Below are 19090 nucleotides of genomic sequence, written 5' to 3'. Positions count from 1 at the left end.
CGCTCCTCTATGATGTTTTCACTAGTCCGTCTAATCTACCATCTGCGTCGCCGATCGTCGCCTCTGAGAGGATAGTCGCTCAATTCTCCAAGTTGGTCATGTGCAGTCTTATAAATGCGGAGGATCGCTTGCACCTTGTTAAAATCATTATCCTCCGGACCGAATCCTTCCATATACATCCTTTGGATAATGTTTTGGAAAAAGTCTATACGCTCGTGGATCGAATCCTGCTCGATTTGCAGCACATCTTCAAAGCTATGTGTCTCAGCAAATTCAGACATCTCATCAACTTCCTGTTCCAGGTATCGCGCTCTCCGAGTTTCAGGATTGAGATCAATCGACGTACGCAGGGTGGACAATAAAATATTTTCGCGTGCCAGCATGACATGAAAATCTTTATTCTTTAACAGATCTGTAACGATCAGACGGCACATTTCCTTGTTCTGCAGCAGAATCCCGTCAAAAGGATGCAGCGTCCACACACCGTAGTTAAAAAATAAATTAAAATTGAAGCTGCTGCTTCCATACTGATATACAATGTTGATTTTCGATTCGTCAATGATTTCAAATGAAAATTCCAGCATGCATTCTCCTTTGGGATTCCAATATTTAACTCTATCCTATCAGAAAATGCATGATTTTCAATAAAAAAATTTATTTCACAGAATCATTTAACTCCGCAATGGAATCTGCTTTTTCGCTACTGGCAGCCACCAGCAAATAGACAATGACACAGCCCAAGATAAAGGACATTATACGCTCATTCTCTCCTTTGTCAGTTCACTTTTTAAGAGTTTATGCACGAGAATGTTATCTATGTTTATCATGTCCTTTAGGGTCCGCTGGCAAACCAAAAAAAGACGCCGTTTGGACTCACCATGGCGTCTTTTCATAGATTATTGTGTTCTCATAAATTAGCTATCAGTTCAAAAACGAGCTTAGCCCCTCAGCAGAAGGGTTACCCTTCAGCGGTTGGGATTGTTCTTTTCCTCCAATCCCCAAACGCTGGCTAAGGTTAGCATTGATTGCTGTCATTTTACTTGTATAATCGTGGCAGCTTTCAATAATTCGACGGTTCGATTTTTCAGACAGATCCAAAGCAGATACCAAATCGCCAATCGCCTGATTCACAGCCTCCAATGACATAGACGGCTTGCTAAGCAGATCCGTTGTTCTCTCGGTCGTCGTTTTGAGAAGCTTCGCATTTTCCTTGAATTGATCCTCAATCGTACGGTTAGTGGCATCAACGGCTGAAATAATTTTATCTTGATCCGCCAGTGCCATCGCGATCATAGCTGATACGGTGATTAGATTCGATGTTTTATCAATCGCATTATTAACGGAATCAATCAGTTTATCATTATTATCATTAATAATATCCGTTGCCGCAATCGCCTGATTGTATAACAAGATCATTTCAGTCATCGACTGTGTGCGAGTAACCACTTTGCGCAATCCCCGCTCCAGATGAGGCTTGCGATTTTCATTTTCCGGCTTAGCAATCTCGGTTTCAAACAGCTCTTTCAAGCGATTACCAAAGGCAATCTTCGTCTGCAAATTGTAAATTTCTTCGATGGAAGCCTTCTTCAACTGCCGCATGCTGACAATGTTTTCTTCCAAGTTATCCTTGCCATCTCTCAAAGCAGTAATGATTTTCTCGATGTTCGTCTTCACCGACTGATACTTATAAATGTAGTTTTTCAACGGACTTTTACGCAGGAGCTTGCCAAAAAAACCCACATCTTTACTCTGCTGAAGCGTTTCGCATTCATCCCGGAGTTTTAAGATCATATTCGAGACCTCAGCCCGATCACCAGACATGAGGTCGTTTACCGGACGATCCAACATTTTAAGGGTTTGTCCCGCCCGTTCCTGCGTTTTAACCCCCAGCTTACCGATGTCATCCATTAAGGTATCCAGACTCATAACATCGCTTTGTGCTACCTTTTGAATCAGCTGTGAAGCCTCCTCAGTCACCTTTTGTTCATCTTCTTTTTTCAATTCAGCCCATGGGGTCGCCATAATGCTAACCTCCTATTCTGAAAACAAACTGCTAAACCAAGGCTAATCAGTGTTATTCAGAGCTAAAAATTAAAAATCGCCTACAATTCGGAACTGCTATACCGCTGGTGAATAAGCTCTGCTTTGCTCTGTAATTCCATCAGATCCTTATGTTCCACCGTGGATACAATTACAGATATTTTGCTATCTACATCTCGCAATCCGTTGAGTAGCGTCCTGCGGTTGGTCCGTTTGGCATCGCCACTGAGACGAAGAAACGGGTTAATCAGTCCGTTCAAGTCCTTCAAAATCAATCTCCGAACCGTGTGATTCACTTCGCTGTTATTCAATTCGTGCAAAAGCGGTATGACCCGCTGCAAACGGGCAAATAGAGCCAGTGCTTTCTCGACAATCTCGTTATCAAGCGCATCTTTCTGTCCCTCGGAGATCACCATGTCCTCCAGTACATCCAAATATTCCATGACCTGAACAAATTCACTGGTCATCTGGTCCGACAAACGTGCTTGTCCTGTTATAGACTCCGGTCGACCGGCATCCTCCTTTTCATGCTGCTGTGTCTCACCGACCTGCTCCTGCACCACCGGAATCACGGAACCGGTCAGATTAGGTCGAGGATGGCGAACAGCCATGATGAGGCTGTATCCTCCCATACAAATGATCGGAATCGCCAAACACACAAACAACGGCAACCAATAACTTAGTAAAAGCGCAATCAGGTAGCTGACCACAGCAATCGTGGCACCCCACATTTTAGAAGTCATAGCTTGTACCTCCTGACGTAAACCCTTACCATATTGTAGAAAACAATATTTATCTATGTCAATGTAAGGATTGGCTTATCTTGATTGGCTGCTCGATATGACTGGCTAGAATGTTGTATTGTGGGTGTAGTGAACCGATTTCATAACCCAAAGCCGATTTTACCGCCAGATAGGGAAAATTGATACCAGACAAGCATGAGACATGAAGTCCTCCAGACATCCGCGGGTTGATCTCTAGCAACTTGGCTCGCTCACCGTTATATTTAACTTGAATGTTATAATTGTACGGAATGTGATACGCCTCAGCGACCTTCTCTGCCACTTTTAACAGCTCAGGATGTTGCTCCAGCAGTCGTAAACGTCCTCCTGCCTTCTGACGCGGAACGGCTGTTAACAATTTTCCGTTTCGGTCAGCCAAGCAGTCAATACTGTATTCGTATCCCTCCAGCAGTTCCATCACCATCAAATTGGGAAACGTCTCTGTGGAAGACAATACGCGATGTGCTTCCTCAAATGAAATATGGTTCAGCGCGTGGCCGAACAGTTCCTTCAGCGGGTTGCGTTCATTATCAATGATACGAAAGCCCATTCCACCTTCAGCATTACATGGCTTAAAGCATACCTTGTGCCCAAGTGCTATTAATGATTCGTATGCCTGTTTAAACTGCTCGGCATTGCTGGCAATGGCATAATCGGGAATCGCGACAATCCCCTTTTGACGGATGGATTCATAAAACAGATCCTTTTCCATCAATTGCTCCAGCAATTCGGTATCCCGGCACACCATTACTTCTGTCCCAATATCGTCGAATAAATAAAGATGCCTGCTAATATCGAGCATATTCCATCGCGGAATAAAGATATCAATTTGGTGCCGTCTACAAAAATCAGCACAAAATTGTGCGTACTCCACACCGCTTGTGCGCGGCTCTACTTCAGCTACATCACTGGCCTGCAGTGCCATGTGCTGCGGATCAGAGTGTGTGGCATAGATCTCGAACGTAATACCGTCCTCATTGTTACGAATAGCGTTTCATATAATGATACACTACCGAAAACCAGCGGTTAAAATACACTTTGACCTTCTTCACAGCGCCACGTCCCCTATGATTTTAATTATGAAGTACGAGCCGCTGACATGTTCCCGTGTACTTCATAGACATATTCCATTATTTCATCCGCTGCATAAACCCCCGACACTTCCGTAAATCGGTAATTGACCTCTAGCTGATCCCGCAGCTGTTCCCGATACAATTCACCATGACGCGGCGCAATCGCATAGTCGGCATAATCCAGCAGACAACGGTCCAGCAAAGAGTCACCGGATGCAACCACAGCTCCCCCATTGGTGAGGTTACGAATATGTTCCACGGCTGCCTGCTTATTCACGGCCGCAGGCACCAGATATACTTTTCGGCCTTGAATGGATACCTCCCAGCCCATTTCCTGCATCACCCGCGCCTTGTCCAGCACCTGTTCCAGCGGCATACGATCCCGGTCGATCACGAAAGCATAAAATAATTCATCGCAAAAACGCTCGCTTATGACCCAGTCCTCATGCAGCACCTGTCCGAATACTTGACGTGCTTCTTCCGCATGAGCACCATCACGGCGTACTTGTTCGTGAATACTCCGATTCCACTCTCGGTCCACCTCGCCTCCGACAATGATGTTTCCGCCATTACTCGTCACGGCATAGGCGGGAATCAATTCCGTCTGGAATACGGTGATTCGTTTATACTGCTCCATGGTCCGGGTCGTCACAGGCATAAACATGACATCTGCCGGTAGGGTCTTGAGCAATTGCAAAGCTTGTGCAGAAATAAAAGCCGACGTCACTCCGTCGATCTGTTCCGCAGGCAGCAGACCAGGGGATTCCAGCGGCACACCAAGCGAACGTTTGGAATAAATCAATGTCTGATCCAGATCACTTGCGTAGATCATTCTTGTCCCCCTTTTAGCGGCTTGATGATTCCGCAACAGGAATAAGTCAATCCTTCAAATACCTCAACAGGCACTCCACGATCCTTGGCCAGCAGCATAATATGCTGAAGATTCGGATTATCTTCACGGTCAATCAGAATTTTCCACGGCACCCTGCGGAGCAATACGCGGGTCGTCTCCCCCACTCCCGGCTTGACCAGATTGATATCCCGAATACCAAATGCCTGCTGAATCGCCTCAATATCCCGTAAGCCTTGCCACGTCACGGCAGGCGGGTTCAATGTCATCTGTTCCGCATGTGCAACCGCCGTTTCAGCCACGGCTTGAAAGTACCCGGATACCGTGTCCACAAACGTATTGGACTGATCCACTGACCGCCAAGATTCATAATATTTAGCCCCGTGAAAATCGTCCGGGCCTATCAAATCGTCGCGTAATACCGTCCGGCTCATCAGACCTGATACGGTTGAATTGAGACAAGCGCTCGGGATCAAATAATCCTCTCGTGTACCAAAGGTCTCCGAGCAGCTGCCTGGATCAGCCAGCACCGCCAGATCATCATTTAGGCGCAGCCCGTAATCTGCATTCATTTCATGGCAAGCCTCGATCAACACCTGACGAATGGCTCCTTTCCCCGTCCAGCCATCGACAAACTGAAGTTCAATTTCCAGCCCATGCTGCTGTAAAATATATAAAATAGCATTCCGGTCAATGCCTTTGCCACGAATAATAGAAATGCTGTAATGAGGCATAGATACGCCATACTTCCAGTCAATATAACGCTTGATCAGGATGCCAATAGGCGTTCCCGCTCTGGCAAGAGAAACAATCGCCGTGTTCAGGCCTCTTTTTCTCACAATCATCTCAGCCACAGAAGCTGCTGCTAATGCAACCTTTTGGGCAGATTGGGCAAGCGTTTGATGAAACAATTCAATATACTCTGCTGTGGGTTGGTATTCCACGGGCAGCATTTCTGAATAATGGACTCCAGACTGTATCGCCTCTTCGCGATCCTCCGTTCCTTGTTCCAACGCAACTCGGCTCAAATCCTTCAATAAAAAAGTAACATCCGAGGCAGGATAACTGCCTAGCGGTACGGGCGGATGAATGTTCTTCTGCTGTATTTGCTCCATAAGTGCTTGCTTCATATCCGCGCTCCTTTATTCTCCTGCTTAGTTAAACCGTTAAAATAAGCGACATGCACATTCTTGCAGCCCAGACAGGCCAATGCATCCAACATGGGCTTCATTCGCTCTGGGTCCGACTCTCTTTCCAGCAAAACGAATATTTCGTCATACTGACCGGGCTCTACATTATAAATAAAATTGCGTACCGTGCTGTCCTCAGGTGAAGGATAGGTCACACCACAAGCGACGCCATACCCTTCTTCCTGGTGGGGATATACCGGACTGCGTGTCGTCGATTGGTAAGAAACATCCGGACCTAACTCCGCAGCAATGCGCATAGGAATGTACATAAATTCACCCGTACCCATTACCAGTGTGCGTTGTCCTGAACGAAGTTGGTTCAGTCGTTCAGCTGTGCGCGCGATTTCTGCATCCAATGCTGGATTGTCGGCGGATTGTAGACCAAAACGACCAGTATATTTAAGATAAGGAGCTGTATTGACGTATCCATCGGTTGATAGAGAGCTGTGTGATACTCGCTCAAAAGTGGAAGCATCCTTTTCAAGATGGCAGTCAATTATTCCAGGAGAATCTTGATTAACCTCCACAGTACTAGTGGCCGCATGCTCTGCGTTCCCGGTCTGTCCGGCATATTCTGTGTGGTCCAGTATCGGTGCTCCCTGAATTTCTATCTTTCCTTTGAGCAAACTTAGAGGCGTAATCCTGATGCCCAGCTCTGCTTCCAGATCGGCAAAAGCCTGCTCGTCGCTGTCTGTCCGCCAGTCCAATAACGAAGCTATCACATACTGTTTGCGCGGAAAATGCTCCTGAATATCCCGTATAATATTAAGTGTTGTTTTTCCGGTCGTAATCTCATCATCTACCAGCACAATCGGTCCATCTCCGGCAAAAGCATCCTCATTCAGTGCATAGCAACGATGATCAACCGCGTGCGAATGCTCTTCTTCAAACCGAATAACAGGCCGAAGGTCCGGAATATCCTCGCGTGTCGTATGAATATATGTAGCACCGTCATCAAATAACCTATACATGCTGTGCCCGAGGGCTGTAGCCGTCTCGGCAAAACCAACAAACTTGATTGGCTCTGGAAAAGCAAAAGTCAAACGCTCATTCATTAGCTTTTCATAGGCCTCTTTCGCATAGTTCGGGTCAAGAAGTCCTCTCACGGCCTCTTGAATCAGTTTATCCATCTGTTGTCCTGACTGTGGGACAAGCTCCTTATATAGCAGGACTGCCAATGCTGCCCCACTTAACAGAGAAGTGTATGGATTTACCGGAATATGCTTGCCGAGCACCTTGCTGACAAACAAAAACGAACGCTTTTTGTTGACTCGTGCCGCCATCGCAAACAGCTTGTCCACAGGAAGACGGAATGGATTATGAGTTTCCGTAATTTTAACGCTGAAACGCTCCAGAATTGGCAGCAGATGTGTTTTCGTGGTTGGGTAAGAGACTGACAAATTGTTGTTGTTCATGTAACACCCCGTATACTTTAGATCTATTTATAATACGATGAGCCCAATTCAAATGAGGCTTAATTTCGTTCATTTTGTTGGCATAGGTGCTCTTGAATACACCCAAACTGCCGTCGTTACGCTCAACAATCTCAAGTGCATCCATATATTCTTCATGGGTCACCACATACATGGCCTGAACTGGCTTAATGTGGGACGGATGAATAATCGTTTTGCCGATAATCCCGTTCTCTTTGTCCATCATGACCTCTCGAATCAGCCCATCCACCGCATCTGAAATGAAATCCATTCGCAAGTGGCGCCCAGGCTTCCCAAATGCATTTTCAAAGGGTGACACTCTTAATTGAGGTTTAAAGATACGTTCTCGGTGAGAGAAATATTCCCATACAGGACCGGAAATGACATAACCCGAGTCCACGCGTCCGAACAAGTTCATAATATCCGCGATGCAATCCCGAATGACGGCGATTTCATAAATCGTAATATCCGGGCTGCGTCTCAGTCCATACAAGCTGGAGAAGTCAGTTGCTCCAATTCGTACATTCAGCACATATTCCTGATATTCGTCCAAAATTTCTTTAATCGACAGTAGCTCTTTCCAGCGGGTTTCCCGATAAATAATTTTAGAGCTTTCAAGAATCGGCAATCCATACAACACAGGTCTGTGGTTTGCGTCTCCTGCCCTTGTATGCATAGCCTGGTTATATTCAGCAATGAGGGCAAAATACGCCCGTCCATGATCAGAAGAAAACTTGGGGAGGACAAAGCCCGTGAGCAGCGCCAAGGTTTCGCCCAAGCTGTTCAGCAGTCGTTCCAGCTGTTCGACAGAGCGAACACGTACAAACAGTAAAGGTAATTGCTGTTCACTCATCATACCTGTGCGCACATAGGTCAATAGTTGAAGCAGTTGCTGTGCCAGCGATTCTTCGGCCTGTCCGACCTGCTGATCCCCTATAGCATCCTCCAAATCCAAAATGACCGTGGTTAGTCCTGCATGCTTTCCATTTTTGATCTCTTCCGCTACTTCCAAGCGGGTCGCCGGCATGTACAGAGCTGCCCCTATCGCATAAGCTAATATACTTTTGGGTGAACGGTTATGAAACTCCAATGGTGGAGTACAAAAGATGCTTTCTACTTCCTCAGAGGTTAAATCATTAAAATATTTCAGGGCCCTTCCCTCCTCTTGCTCTATCTCGCCTAACTGAAGCCCTACGCCTCGGGTATAAAAGAAATCCCCCCTTAGTTTCAGGAGGGATTTCGCTATACTTTGTACATTAAGCCTCTTTGTCGGCCTTTTTCTTTCTTTTCGCCGAGCTGAGAATCATTGTGCCTACAAAGACGGCAATCAAAATGCCGAAGAATAATACTTGCGACATATGAAAGCCAAAAGCAGCAGCCAGCATTTTACCCCCGATAATGGCGATCATAATAAAGGCTGTCTGTTCCAGTTCCGGAAATTTGTCAATGAGCTTGAGGAACAGTTGTGCGACACCACGCATCATCAGAACACCGAGTATACCACCCATGAACAGAACCCATACTTTCTCGCTCACCCCAAAAGCGGCAATGACGCTGTCAATACTGAAGGCAATATCCATCAGTTCGACCATTAATACGGTTTTCCAGAAAGAAGTAGGTTTGTTCTTCACTTCTCCATCACCCTCGGACTTGAACAAGCCCTTATAAGCGATATAAAGTAGATAAGCAGCACCCAGTACCTTAATCAGTGTAAATTTAATCAGGAAGGTACCCAAGCCGATGGCCAGGAATCTGAATAAATACGCACCTAAAATCCCGTAAAATAAGGCTCTCTTCTGCTGTTCCTTCGGTAAATGCTTAACCATAACCGCAAGAACTAAAGCGTTATCCGCCGACAAAAGACCTTCCAGCAAAATGAGAGTACCAATAATCCCCCAACTTACCGGGTCAGTAAACGTGCCTACCACATCACTCCATGAAAAGAAATGACCGTAGTTCTCGCTGATATTTTTGAATAAATCATTTAACATGAAAAGAGTGCCTCCGATAATTCAGTTTATTTACTACCCTGCGTCCAGCGCATGCCCCAGTTGTATGCCCGATCAAGTTCACGATGACCGCCATAGAATTGCACGAGTCTCTCGATACTGAACGTTTCATCGTTCACATTTTGGATCATCGCAATCGCACACATCCCTTTACGATTGTCATGTTCGTTCATATGAACAATAATGTCCGGCCCGTCCTTCTGGTACAGCGTGACCACCCCGTCTGCTTGTGACCAGTTCGTGACTCCTTCATAAATGAAGGTAAACACCAAAATTCGCTTAATCTCAGAAATTTTAGCCCCATTTATGCGGAGATTTTCCCCTGTTTTCACAGAGCCTGTCCGGTCGTCACCATCGAGGGCAATGTACGGGAAGCGATGGAGAGAACCGAATGCTTCCCCAAGCGCCTGAACAACCCCTTTATCCCCGTTCTTCATCTCATACAAGCAGCCCAGATCCAGATCGACACTCTTGGTGCCACGACTGAAAAATCCTTTGCTCTGCTGCACCTGATTCCAGTTCAGATTGATTAGGATTTCACCCAACCCGCTTGAGCCCTTTTTCAGGTTAATGGTGTCGCCCTTTTTCTTCAGCTCAATTTTCCGCAAATTCAGATTTACTGGAGTTGCAGCTGGCTCTGGCTTTGGAACAGGAGGTGCAGGTGGGGGTGTTGGTGCTGGTCGAGGCGCTGGAGGTGGCGTAGGCACTGGCGCCGGAGGAGCCGGATTATTTTCCACTTCAATACCGAAATTTGCACACAACGCATCCAATCCACCGGAAAAACCTGCACCTATCGCGTTAAACTTCCATTCACCGTTATGGCGGTACAGCTCGCCTATTACAATGGCCGTCTCGACTGTAAAACCACTGTCCAAATTAAATCGCAGAACCTCTCCATTAACCGGATGAACAAAACGTATAAATCCACCTTGAACCTGTCCAAAATTTTGTTGTTTCTGATCCGCATCATAAATGGTCAGCGTAAACGCGATCTTCTCGATATGGGCAGGTACTCTGGTTAGGTCCAGAGAAAATTGTTTTTTGTCGCCAAACTGTTGTCCATCTGAATAAGTGATAAAGGATGTGGTCGGATTATTGTAAAAGATCAGATCCTCATCGCCCGACACTTTCCCTCCAGCGCCTAGCAAAAATGCAGAAGTATCGAGTTCCAGAGCCGCTGAGGACTCCCAACCGATCCCTATATTGACAAGGCTCAGACCCGGATTCGTCTTGGTCAAATCCGCCTTCTGCCCCTTTACTACGATAACAGCCATGAGTGTGTCACCTTTCTGTCCGTTTGTCGTGTTCAGCGTACGCCATGCCAATGGCCTAAAAAGAAAGGGTAGCGCCCTTTGGACACCACCCCCAAGTGGATATTATTGAGCGTCCAAGCCATAGTTTTTAGCAAGCGCACCCAATCCACCAGCAAAGCCACTACCAATAGCCTGGAACTTCCAGTCCGCATTCTGACGGTAAAATTCACAGAATACCACAGCTGTTTCGGTGGAGAAATCCTCACCCAAATCGTAGCGTAGCACTTCACGATCCGTTGCCGCATCTACCACACGTACAAAAGCATTGGACACTTGTCCAAAGTTTTGCGCACGTGCCTCATAGTCGTATATCGTAACGGTAATCCCGATACGGTGGATGTTCGCTGGAACCTTTGCAAAATCAATAATAATTTGCTCGTCATCCCCGTCGCCCTCACCCGTGCGGTTATCGCCTGTATGAGTAACAGCACCTGCTCCACCTGTTGGGTTATTGTAGAATACAAAATCGTCAGCTGCCTTCGCTTTACCGTCTTCATACAGCAGAAACGCTGAAGCGTCCAAGTCAAATTCAGCGCCGCCACTGTATTTATTGGTATCCCAGCCAAGACCTACAACAACACGAGTCAAGCCTGGATTCGTTTTGGTCAGATCAATACGTTGTCCTTTGGAAAGACTAATGGTCATACTGCATACCTGCCTTCTTTGTGTGGATTTTTTAAGCTAAACCGTAATCGCGTGTCAACCCTGCAAGACCGTCCTGGTAGCCGCTGCCAATGGCATTGAACTTCCACTCACCGTTGTGGCGATACAATTCGCCTACCACGACGCCTGTTTCGATCGAGAAATCTTCTCCCAGATCAAAGCGAACCAATTCTTCGTTGTTAGCCTCATTTACGATACGGGCATAAGCACGGGACACTTGTCCAAAGTTTTGGTTGCGTTCTTGAGCCTCATAGATTGTAATCGTAAAGGCGATCTTTTCTACGTTAGCAGGCACGCTGCTCAGATCAACCTTAATTTGCTCGTCGTCTCCGTCACCTTCACCTGTACGGTTATCTCCGGTATGAACAACAGAACCGTTTTCGTTTTGTGGATTATTAAAGAAGACAAAGTTCTTTTCTGTTTCCACTTTGCCGTCCGCATTCGCCAAAAATACGGATACGTCCAAGTCAAAATCTTTACCGCCATCGTACTTATTGGTGTCCCAGCCGAGACCAACCGTGATTTTGGACAAACCTGGATTTGTTTTCGTCAAATCAATCTTTTGACCTTTGGATAAGTTAATTGCCATGAGTAAGTACCCCGTTTCTTATTAGTTTTGTAGGAGCAACCTAAAATTACATGTAACGCTCAGCCAGCACATCAATATGTACGGCGTGGGTACCTGCCCCGATTGCCGCAAACTTCCATTCGCTATTATGGCGATAGAGCTCCCCGCAGATCAGCGCAGTCATCCCCTCAAAATTATCAGATAAATTAAACGTCACCAGTTCCTTGGAGTTCGCACCGTCCAGAATGCGGATATACGCTTTCTCGATCATGCCGAAATCCTGTTTCCGGTTAACGCAATCATATATATTCACAACAACAAGCACTTTATCGATATTGGCCGGAATCCGTGCCAGGTCAATCATAATTTGTTCATCATCGCCGTCACCTTCTCCGGTCAGATTATCACCGGAATGCACGACTGAGCCGCATGGGCTTTTTTTATTATGGAAGCATACTACATTGTCCGACTGAGTTAGCTTCCCGTTGGCATCCAGCAAAATGGCAGAAGCATCACAATCAATATTGGGTTGCTTCTTGAAGCCAAAAAATCCTTTGGACTGTACAGGGTCCCATCCCAATCCGGCTATCACTTTGGTTAGTCCTGTGTTTCCCTTGGTCAGATCAATTTTCTGGCCCTTGACCAGATTAATTACAGCCACTGATTAACACACCTCCCTTCCATAAAATTTACAGACTAAATTCAGACGGATTCAAACCAAGCGCGCCACAAATTTCAGCAACAATTCGCCGCTCATCGGCATCAAAGTCACCGTCAGCTGCACCAATGGCACTGCATACACCGACGACAAGTCGGCCTACTTCAGGCTTGCCTTTCAGTTTACCAATCGCTTTCAATGCTTCCTGTTTGCCGATTTCAGGTGCAAATTCAAAGTTCGCTACATAGTGATTGAAACGGTTGATAACCTCACCCATGTCAAACACTTTCAATTCTTCACTGATATTTATGTATCCGGCCATTTTTGTTTTTTCTTCCGCACTAATAGTGCCGTCAGCAAATGCCACTAATGCACAACCAGCAACGACAGCTTCCATAAAATCTTTATTCTTAAATTTCTTAACCTGGTCACCAAGTCCTTTTTTAGTTGTATTCAACCAATTTTTAAATGTACTCATATTTCCCTCCACAATTACGTATTTGGGTATATTCTATCCTAGTTAATTTCTTCCTTTACTATAACCTGAATTACGATCTTATTCTACAATAATATACAAAAATGCGGTAAATCCGATCTACTTTTTATAGGTATCTTTTCTATCTTTAGCCCTACTTTCTGTCGAAAATGTGCCCCTTCCATTATCCCCCATCTGATAGGGCGATTGCAAGTTTGTAGAATGATAGGCTCGTGCAAAAATGGAAAGGCGCAGCCTTCCAATCTAACAGAAGCACTGCACCTTTTATCATAATCCCCGGTTTATCACCGCTTTTTTTAAATTTGTATAGAACGCTTCAAGGTCCGTGTGCTCAGGCAATCCCGAAACTTGCCCATCTCCCAATTCTATAATAATCCATTGCCCTGCTTGTGTACGAGCAATATCCATTGTGAAAAATGGATTTTGGATTTGACGTGCAATCTGAATAAATTCTTGCAAATCTGTAGGAACTGTCTCATATGCCGTCTCATCCCAGTAATTAACCGTAAAAACAAGCTCTCCGAACATAAAGAAAAGACGATATTCTTTAGACAAGGGCATACCACTTTTGGGGTGAAGGGTAAGAAATTCTAAAGGTACAAACTCCCTTAACACAATTCCTCCATTCAATTCCGTTCCCTGAAGTTCAATAAAACGACGAATTACCCGTTCCACATGCGCCTGATCTGACGCATCTGGGATATAACAGGCGTCCAGCCAATCATGTTTCCGTGATTTAACAAAATCCTTGACCATTATTGCTGTCGTTCCAAAAGGCACGACCGCCTCTCGAATATGCTCCGCATCCAATTGGTCCCGCTCCAGCCATACACTCCGAGGCGTAAAATTTTGAATTAACGAGTATGAATTGGGAAAATAGTGGCAGTTCCTATAACTCTCAGCACTTGTGAGCATTCTGATTCGATTTGCCTCCAAGGATGCAGTCCAAGCATCGTACACTTTCGGCCTTATCATCCATCCACGGTAAAGCGCGTTCACGTACTCGCTTCCCGGTATAGCAACATTTTCTCGCATATTCTTAGAAGCAATATATGGGTTAGCTCCTGACCTTTCTCGTTCATCCTCAATCAGATTATCGAAATTAACCAACCCTGTATCAAAACCAAGACTCCGTGCAACCTCGTACTCTTCACGGTAATCTATATCCACACTTTTAGAATTCAGAGGATCGCTACAAAATAGAAGATACATATGAGTTCCTCCTTTTAACAACCGTGTTAGGCATCAATTTAATTGACTAGAAAAATATATTCATTTTCTATTTAATTTGCTCATTTTATCTATAAATTTATAATCCCATCTCTCTGATCCGACCCGGCTTTTCAGCAGTTCTTTGAATTGTCGGTGCTCCAGTCTACTAGAAAAAACCCGTTTGGGAACCAATATAAACTTATGATCAGGCAACAATATATAAAAAGCAGTTAGCGTATTAATGACTCCCTTTACTTCATCCCAGCTATAACCCGCAGAGTACGTAAAATGGAGGCCTTCCTCTGAAAACTCATAATCTTTTTCAATAGGCCATTGTGGGTGATTTAGATAGTTAGCTTGCATATAGTAACATCCTCTCCCTACCCTCTCAAAACAACACGATACTCATATTTTTTTTACTATTTCCCCCTATAAAACTAGTAATTTAATCTTTTTCGAATTTTAATTTAAAATAACTTGAATATGTATTCCATCTATTTAATATATCGGTTTTCAGAAAAAAATGGTAAACAAAAAAATCCACAGATTTCCCCAGATAGCGAGTTTACAGTTACCAACTGCTTCCCACCTGTTTTAGAAAAAAGACTGTAGATTTAGTAGATACTGCTCGTTCTTAGCTTAAGACCTAGTTATAATCCTCCCAATAGCGATATTTCATTTTATTCTCACCTTTGGTAACGATAAACATATTTTCTACATGTCCGGTTTCTTTATTCGTTCGGTAGATCATGGTACGAGTTTCTCCCCCACCCGAAGACTGCATCCGCCCCTGCTCCACTGACGCCAATCCCGCGCGACAAAATATGACCCATTCCATACCCCGTAACGGTCTAGGCCGTTTCACCCAGAGCGTGCTCTCCGGCTGATTGAGTATGCTTTTGGACCCAGTCATCGTATTTGTCTGTATTTTACTCATAACTTATAACATTTCCTTTTTTATCTATCAGATATATCTGTTTTTCTTCCATCTTTACCTGTCAGTTCAGTGACGGTCACCAGGGAGTCTGATGTAACCTTGGAAATTTCTCCGGTATTGTAATCTGTACGAATCACCGAGTCCTCGTATTGCAGCCGCAGGACATTCATCTGGTCGTGGATTTTCTGCATGACCTGCTTGTCGCCGATGGTCTCCGCGTTTTTCAATAGTTCCTCATATTGATGATATTTCTCCGCGTCTGCCTGCTCCCACTCGTCTATATGCTTTGGTGAATTCACGATATCTTCAGCATGATTTCCAGTCTCTTCGCTGCCCGACAGCGCTGCACTGGCGTTCATCGCTGCTGCCAGGGCTGACCAGAAGCCACGTGTGCTCCCACCATCCGCGTTTCTAAATTTCAAAGCAATGCTTTTCAGCTCAATTTCAATGGATTGAACCTTATTTAATATAGAAGAAAGCGTATATTTAGCTGTACGATAGTCATTATAAAAACGGTTTCTCTCCATACCATCCCACTGGTTGTGAAGGCGGTTCATTGTGTTATCCAGACCGTTTAGCTGGTTATACAGTATGCCGTGGGCATTGGCAAATTGGGAGGCCACGTTATCCAGCTGCTCCGGTGTGACTTGGATTTTTGTCATGGTGATCACATCCCATCTATGAAAATAGGAGATAGGTATTACAGTTTACAGTAATCCTTATTTCATATTGTAAGCTATAGAAGTCAGACATTCATGAGGATTTATACGTATTTGTGTATTCAGAAACAGTTCCTTTGATATAATGAATCTGTATAAGTTTATTTCGACAATACATTATTGAAAGTCAGGTGTAAGGACATGTCAGACAAAAAAATTATTTTTTTCGATATCGACGGTACATTACTGGACGATGATAAGAAAATGCCGTTAACCGCCAAAAAAGCTATCTTTGCTTTGAAAGAGCAAGGCCATGAGGTAGCGATCGCAACAGGACGTGCGCCTTTTATGTTCAAAGATATCCGTGAGCAGCTAGAAATTGATTCCTACGTTAGCTTTAACGGGCAATATGTCGTGCTTCGCGGGGAAGTCGTCGCTACCAATCCGCTGAATCGAGAAGCCCTGCAAGCGATGACCGATCTGGCACTCACACATAATCATGCTCTCGTATATATGGATCATATGGACATGAAGGCCAATATTCCTAACGATGAGCTTGTAGAAAAATCGATCCAAACGCTTAAAGCCAAGATTTCAGTCGGATACGATCCGCTTTACTTCCAGGGAAGAGATATTTATCAGACGCTGTTGATGTGTACGGAAGAAGAAGAGCCTTTCTATGAAGCGGTATTCAAGGCATTTGATTTTGTACGCTGGCATCCAAGTTCGGTGGACGTTGTTCCTCACGCTGGCTCCAAGGCCAAGGGCATCCGCGAGATTACGTCCAGACTGGGCATTGCCGCTGAGAATCAATACGCTTTTGGTGATGGATTAAACGATGTGGAGATGATAACTACTATACATAACAGTGTCGCGATGGGGAACAGCTGTGATGAAGCCAAAGCCGCCGCTAAAATGGTCACAAAGCGCGCTGATGAAGACGGTATTTTGTACGGACTGCAAAAACTTGGCTTGTTAAGCTAACAAAATTGCTAACAGACTGGGCATGTTTCAGGAAAAATCATGTCGGTTTAATGACTAAGATATGAGAAAATAGGAGGTTGTCGTTGGTATGGAAACGGAAGGCTTACGCAATGTCGAACAGCTAGCCCTTAAGAAGTACAAAATTTACAAGCAAAGCCTGCTCCGGTATTTGGCGCGTTCCATGCTGGCGAGTATGTTTATCGGATTCGGTGTTATTGTCGCCTTCAAGACGGGCAACTTTTTTTACATGGAGCATTCTCCACTCACTTATCCCATGGCAGCGCTCACGTTCGGGGCAGCCATCATTCTGATCGCGTATGGCGGCGGGGATCTGTTCACTGGCAACACCTTCTATTACACCTATGCTGCGCTCCGTAAGAAGCTGCGCTGGGGGCAGGTACTCCGGCTGTGGGCTGCCAGCTATGGAGGCAATTTGCTGGGGGCGGGTGTGTTTGCACTCCTTATTTACTTGACCGGGCTGTTTGACTCCTCCAGCGTGAACAGCTTTCTGCTGAGCGTGGTTGAGCATAAAATGGAAGCGCCTGCAATGCAGCTGTTTTTCCGCGCTATTTTGTGTAATTGGCTGGTCTGCCTCGCCTTTTTTGTTCCGATGTTTATGAAGGAAAATGGCGCAAAAATGTTCGCCATGATGCTGTTTGTATTCTGCTTTTTCATTTCGGGATATGAGCATAGTGTAGCTAACATGTGTACTTTCGCGATTGCGCTCGTGCTGGATCATCCGGGTACGGTCTCCGTCGCTGGCGTCATCCATAATCTCGTTCCGGTAACGCTTGGGAATCTGGTAGGTGGCGTGCTGCTTATGGGGGTTATGTACTATTCCGTCAACCTCCCGTTTTTGGACGAAGAGGAACACTAAAAAAGAAGCCATGGAACCTAAGTTCCATGGCTTCTTTGCATTAATTCTAATAATAGCGTATGCAGTGTCTGCAGGTGTTTTTTTGCTGTTTATTCTGCTTGAGCAGGAAAATGGATAAATTCCTCCAAATCCTTGAACAGCTTTTTGGGATTGACGTTGTCAGGTACAACCAGAGTTAGCGGCTCATCCAGCTTGAGCACATACATGCCTAAAATGGATTTGGCATCTGCCATGCCGCTTTTGCCATGAATCCAGATGTCATACGTATAGTTGGATACGATTTGATTGATCTTCTCAATATCCTTAACGTTTTTTACCTTGATGGGTGTCATCATTGCACAGCTCTCCCCTGCGTTGAATTGGGGCTTACGAAACAAGCCTTAACATCACTATACCCTATTTATAAAGAACGTTGCACAAACTTATTTTAGAAAATGACATGCGGCGGGGAGCTGACCTTCCAGTAGCTGCCGACCTTTTCAAAATTCACAGTGATTTTCTCGTTTGCCTTCTTGGTTTCTGCCGGATACGGCACGGTCAGCAGGTAGCTGCGCTTCACCGGGGTCATGGTTACCATCTTCGCCGTAGCCCGACTGAACTCTAGCAAATTACCGCCATCTGCGTTCAACTGAGCTAGTCTGCCGTTGACTTCAACGAAAAATTTGCCGACAAATTGCTCACTCGCCTGTTTGGTATAAACCTGCGTCAGATAGTTGATTAATTTGGTCTTCGTGCCGATGTCCTCAGACAAATAGCGGTAACTTTTACCGTTCAACTGGAACGCTTGACCCAATGATTTGCCACCGCTGACGGCATACTGATAACGAGACTGCGCCTCGAGCACAAGCGGAACCGCACTCTCATGGTTCAGCTTGTCCAGCTGGGTTGGATTCACGCTAGTAGCTGTAGCTGCAGCTGGCGCCGAAGTGGACGGCTGCTGCGGCTTGATCGGCTTGGCAGTCGATGGTACAGACGGAGCTTTCGCTGGTGCTGCCGACGCGGATGGGCGCGGTGCTGGTGCAGACGGAGCTGCTGGTGTAGCCGCTGGGACGGAACCAGCGGCTGGAGCTGTTGCTGCTGGAACTGACGGCGCTTGCGCAGGGGCAGGCGTCGCAACAGACGCAGATGCTGCTGGTGCAGGCACCTGAGCCGGTACTGTTGCTGATGGACTAGCAACGTTTGGTTGCGCCGTGTTCGCTGGATTGGTCACCGCGGGTGCAGCAGCGGCGACCTGTGCCGCGCTCAAAAGTGTGGCCGCAACACATAGTGCGGATAGTTTCGTATTTATTTTCATACTCTTATACACCTCCATAATCATATGTCTGCATAAACTGCACACGTTTCTA

The 19090-nt window shown here is 45.5% G+C and carries 21 protein-coding genes and 1 pseudogene; 2 read left to right on the top strand and 20 right to left on the bottom strand.

Annotation, left to right across the window (positions count from 1 at the left end; all coding sequences use genetic code 11):
• Positions 1 to 35 precede the first annotated feature (35 nt).
• The 18 genes and pseudogenes from FKV70_RS00790 to FKV70_RS00710 all read right to left on the bottom strand — a co-directional run bounded on the left by FKV70_RS00790 (position 36) and on the right by FKV70_RS00710 (position 15886).
• Positions 36 to 584 carry a hypothetical protein gene (locus FKV70_RS00790; RefSeq protein WP_142611512.1) on the bottom strand — a complete coding sequence of 183 codons (549 nt, stop codon included), beginning with the start codon at positions 582 to 584 and terminating at the stop codon, positions 36 to 38.
• Between the two features lie 337 nt (positions 585 to 921).
• Positions 922 to 2022, bottom strand: a complete 1101-nt coding sequence (locus FKV70_RS00785) for a toxic anion resistance protein (RefSeq protein WP_142611511.1) — start codon at positions 2020 to 2022, stop codon at positions 922 to 924.
• Positions 2023 to 2102: 80 nt separating this feature from the next.
• Positions 2103 to 2783, bottom strand: a complete 681-nt coding sequence (locus tag FKV70_RS00780; RefSeq protein ID WP_063210857.1) for a hypothetical protein — start codon at positions 2781 to 2783, stop codon at positions 2103 to 2105.
• 58 nt (positions 2784 to 2841) lie between these two features.
• Positions 2842 to 3874, bottom strand: a pseudogene (locus FKV70_RS00775) (ATP-grasp domain-containing protein).
• Between the two features lie 25 nt (positions 3875 to 3899).
• Positions 3900 to 4727 carry an HAD family hydrolase gene (locus FKV70_RS00770; RefSeq protein WP_142611510.1) on the bottom strand — a complete coding sequence of 276 codons (828 nt, stop codon included), beginning with the start codon at positions 4725 to 4727 and terminating at the stop codon, positions 3900 to 3902.
• Positions 4724 to 5875 carry a cysteine protease StiP family protein gene (locus FKV70_RS00765; protein WP_142611509.1) on the bottom strand — a complete coding sequence of 384 codons (1152 nt, stop codon included), beginning with the start codon at positions 5873 to 5875 and terminating at the stop codon, positions 4724 to 4726. The genes FKV70_RS00770 and FKV70_RS00765 overlap by 4 nt, the downstream gene beginning before the upstream one ends.
• The gene (locus FKV70_RS00760; protein WP_142611875.1) at positions 5872 to 7218 is read right to left on the bottom strand and encodes a phosphoribosyltransferase family protein; all 1347 of its coding nucleotides are present in this window, start codon (positions 7216 to 7218) and stop codon (positions 5872 to 5874) included. Before FKV70_RS00760 ends, FKV70_RS00765 begins: the two co-directional genes overlap by 4 nt.
• Before the next feature lie 52 nt (positions 7219 to 7270).
• The gene (locus FKV70_RS00755; RefSeq protein ID WP_142611508.1) at positions 7271 to 8458 is read right to left on the bottom strand and encodes an HpcH/HpaI aldolase/citrate lyase family protein; all 1188 of its coding nucleotides are present in this window, start codon (positions 8456 to 8458) and stop codon (positions 7271 to 7273) included.
• A gap of 166 nt (positions 8459 to 8624) precedes the next feature.
• A complete protein-coding gene (locus FKV70_RS00750) occupies positions 8625 to 9359 on the bottom strand; it encodes a TerC family protein (protein ID WP_063210867.1) in 735 nt (244 codons plus the stop codon).
• Positions 9360 to 9385: 26 nt separating this feature from the next.
• Entirely contained in the window at positions 9386 to 10651 is a 1266-nt protein-coding gene (locus tag FKV70_RS00745; RefSeq protein WP_142611507.1) for a TerD family protein, read from the bottom strand.
• A 102-nt stretch (positions 10652 to 10753) separates the two neighbouring features.
• On the bottom strand, positions 10754 to 11335 hold the full coding sequence (locus FKV70_RS00740; RefSeq protein WP_025717139.1) for a TerD family protein: 582 nt from the start codon (positions 11333 to 11335) through the stop codon (positions 10754 to 10756).
• A 31-nt stretch (positions 11336 to 11366) separates the two neighbouring features.
• On the bottom strand, positions 11367 to 11942 hold the full coding sequence (locus FKV70_RS00735) for a TerD family protein (protein ID WP_064795729.1): 576 nt from the start codon (positions 11940 to 11942) through the stop codon (positions 11367 to 11369).
• Between the two features lie 46 nt (positions 11943 to 11988).
• On the bottom strand, positions 11989 to 12582 hold the full coding sequence (locus tag FKV70_RS00730) for a TerD family protein (RefSeq protein WP_063210873.1): 594 nt from the start codon (positions 12580 to 12582) through the stop codon (positions 11989 to 11991).
• 28 nt (positions 12583 to 12610) lie between these two features.
• Positions 12611 to 13057, bottom strand: a complete 447-nt coding sequence (locus FKV70_RS00725) for a tellurite resistance TerB family protein (protein WP_142611506.1) — start codon at positions 13055 to 13057, stop codon at positions 12611 to 12613.
• A 285-nt stretch (positions 13058 to 13342) separates the two neighbouring features.
• A complete protein-coding gene (locus FKV70_RS00720) occupies positions 13343 to 14287 on the bottom strand; it encodes an ATP-grasp domain-containing protein (RefSeq protein ID WP_142611505.1) in 945 nt (314 codons plus the stop codon).
• A gap of 60 nt (positions 14288 to 14347) precedes the next feature.
• A complete protein-coding gene (locus tag FKV70_RS00715; RefSeq protein WP_244310599.1) occupies positions 14348 to 14650 on the bottom strand; it encodes a YcxB family protein in 303 nt (100 codons plus the stop codon).
• 283 nt (positions 14651 to 14933) lie between these two features.
• The gene (locus FKV70_RS26320; RefSeq protein WP_244310597.1) at positions 14934 to 15224 is read right to left on the bottom strand and encodes a hypothetical protein; all 291 of its coding nucleotides are present in this window, start codon (positions 15222 to 15224) and stop codon (positions 14934 to 14936) included.
• Between the two features lie 20 nt (positions 15225 to 15244).
• Complete coding sequence (locus FKV70_RS00710) at positions 15245 to 15886, bottom strand: WXG100 family type VII secretion target (protein WP_231887433.1); 642 nt, start codon at positions 15884 to 15886, stop codon at positions 15245 to 15247.
• Positions 15887 to 16084: 198 nt separating this feature from the next.
• Here FKV70_RS00710 and FKV70_RS00705 point away from each other — a divergent pair, with 198 nt between their 5' ends.
• Both FKV70_RS00705 and FKV70_RS00700 read left to right on the top strand, forming a co-directional pair.
• Entirely contained in the window at positions 16085 to 16867 is a 783-nt protein-coding gene (locus FKV70_RS00705) for a Cof-type HAD-IIB family hydrolase (RefSeq protein WP_142611504.1), read from the top strand.
• Positions 16868 to 16955: 88 nt separating this feature from the next.
• Positions 16956 to 17744, top strand: a complete 789-nt coding sequence (locus tag FKV70_RS00700) for a formate/nitrite transporter family protein (protein ID WP_063210882.1) — start codon at positions 16956 to 16958, stop codon at positions 17742 to 17744.
• A gap of 89 nt (positions 17745 to 17833) precedes the next feature.
• Here the strand turns inward: FKV70_RS00700 and FKV70_RS00695 are convergent, their stop codons facing one another.
• Together FKV70_RS00695 and FKV70_RS00690 are read right to left on the bottom strand one after the other, a co-directional pair.
• Entirely contained in the window at positions 17834 to 18079 is a 246-nt protein-coding gene (locus FKV70_RS00695; protein WP_013369603.1) for an HPr family phosphocarrier protein, read from the bottom strand.
• A 92-nt stretch (positions 18080 to 18171) separates the two neighbouring features.
• Positions 18172 to 19038, bottom strand: coding sequence for a DL-endopeptidase inhibitor IseA family protein (locus tag FKV70_RS00690; protein WP_142611503.1), 867 nt, complete (start codon positions 19036 to 19038; stop codon positions 18172 to 18174).
• Positions 19039 to 19090: the final 52 nt, after the last annotated feature.

The organism is Paenibacillus ottowii (assembly GCF_006874425.1).
Lineage (GTDB): Bacteria > Bacillota > Bacilli > Paenibacillales > Paenibacillaceae > Paenibacillus > Paenibacillus ottowii.
The sequence above is the reverse complement of the archived record's forward strand: the minus strand, read 5'-3'. Positions and strand labels throughout refer to the sequence as shown.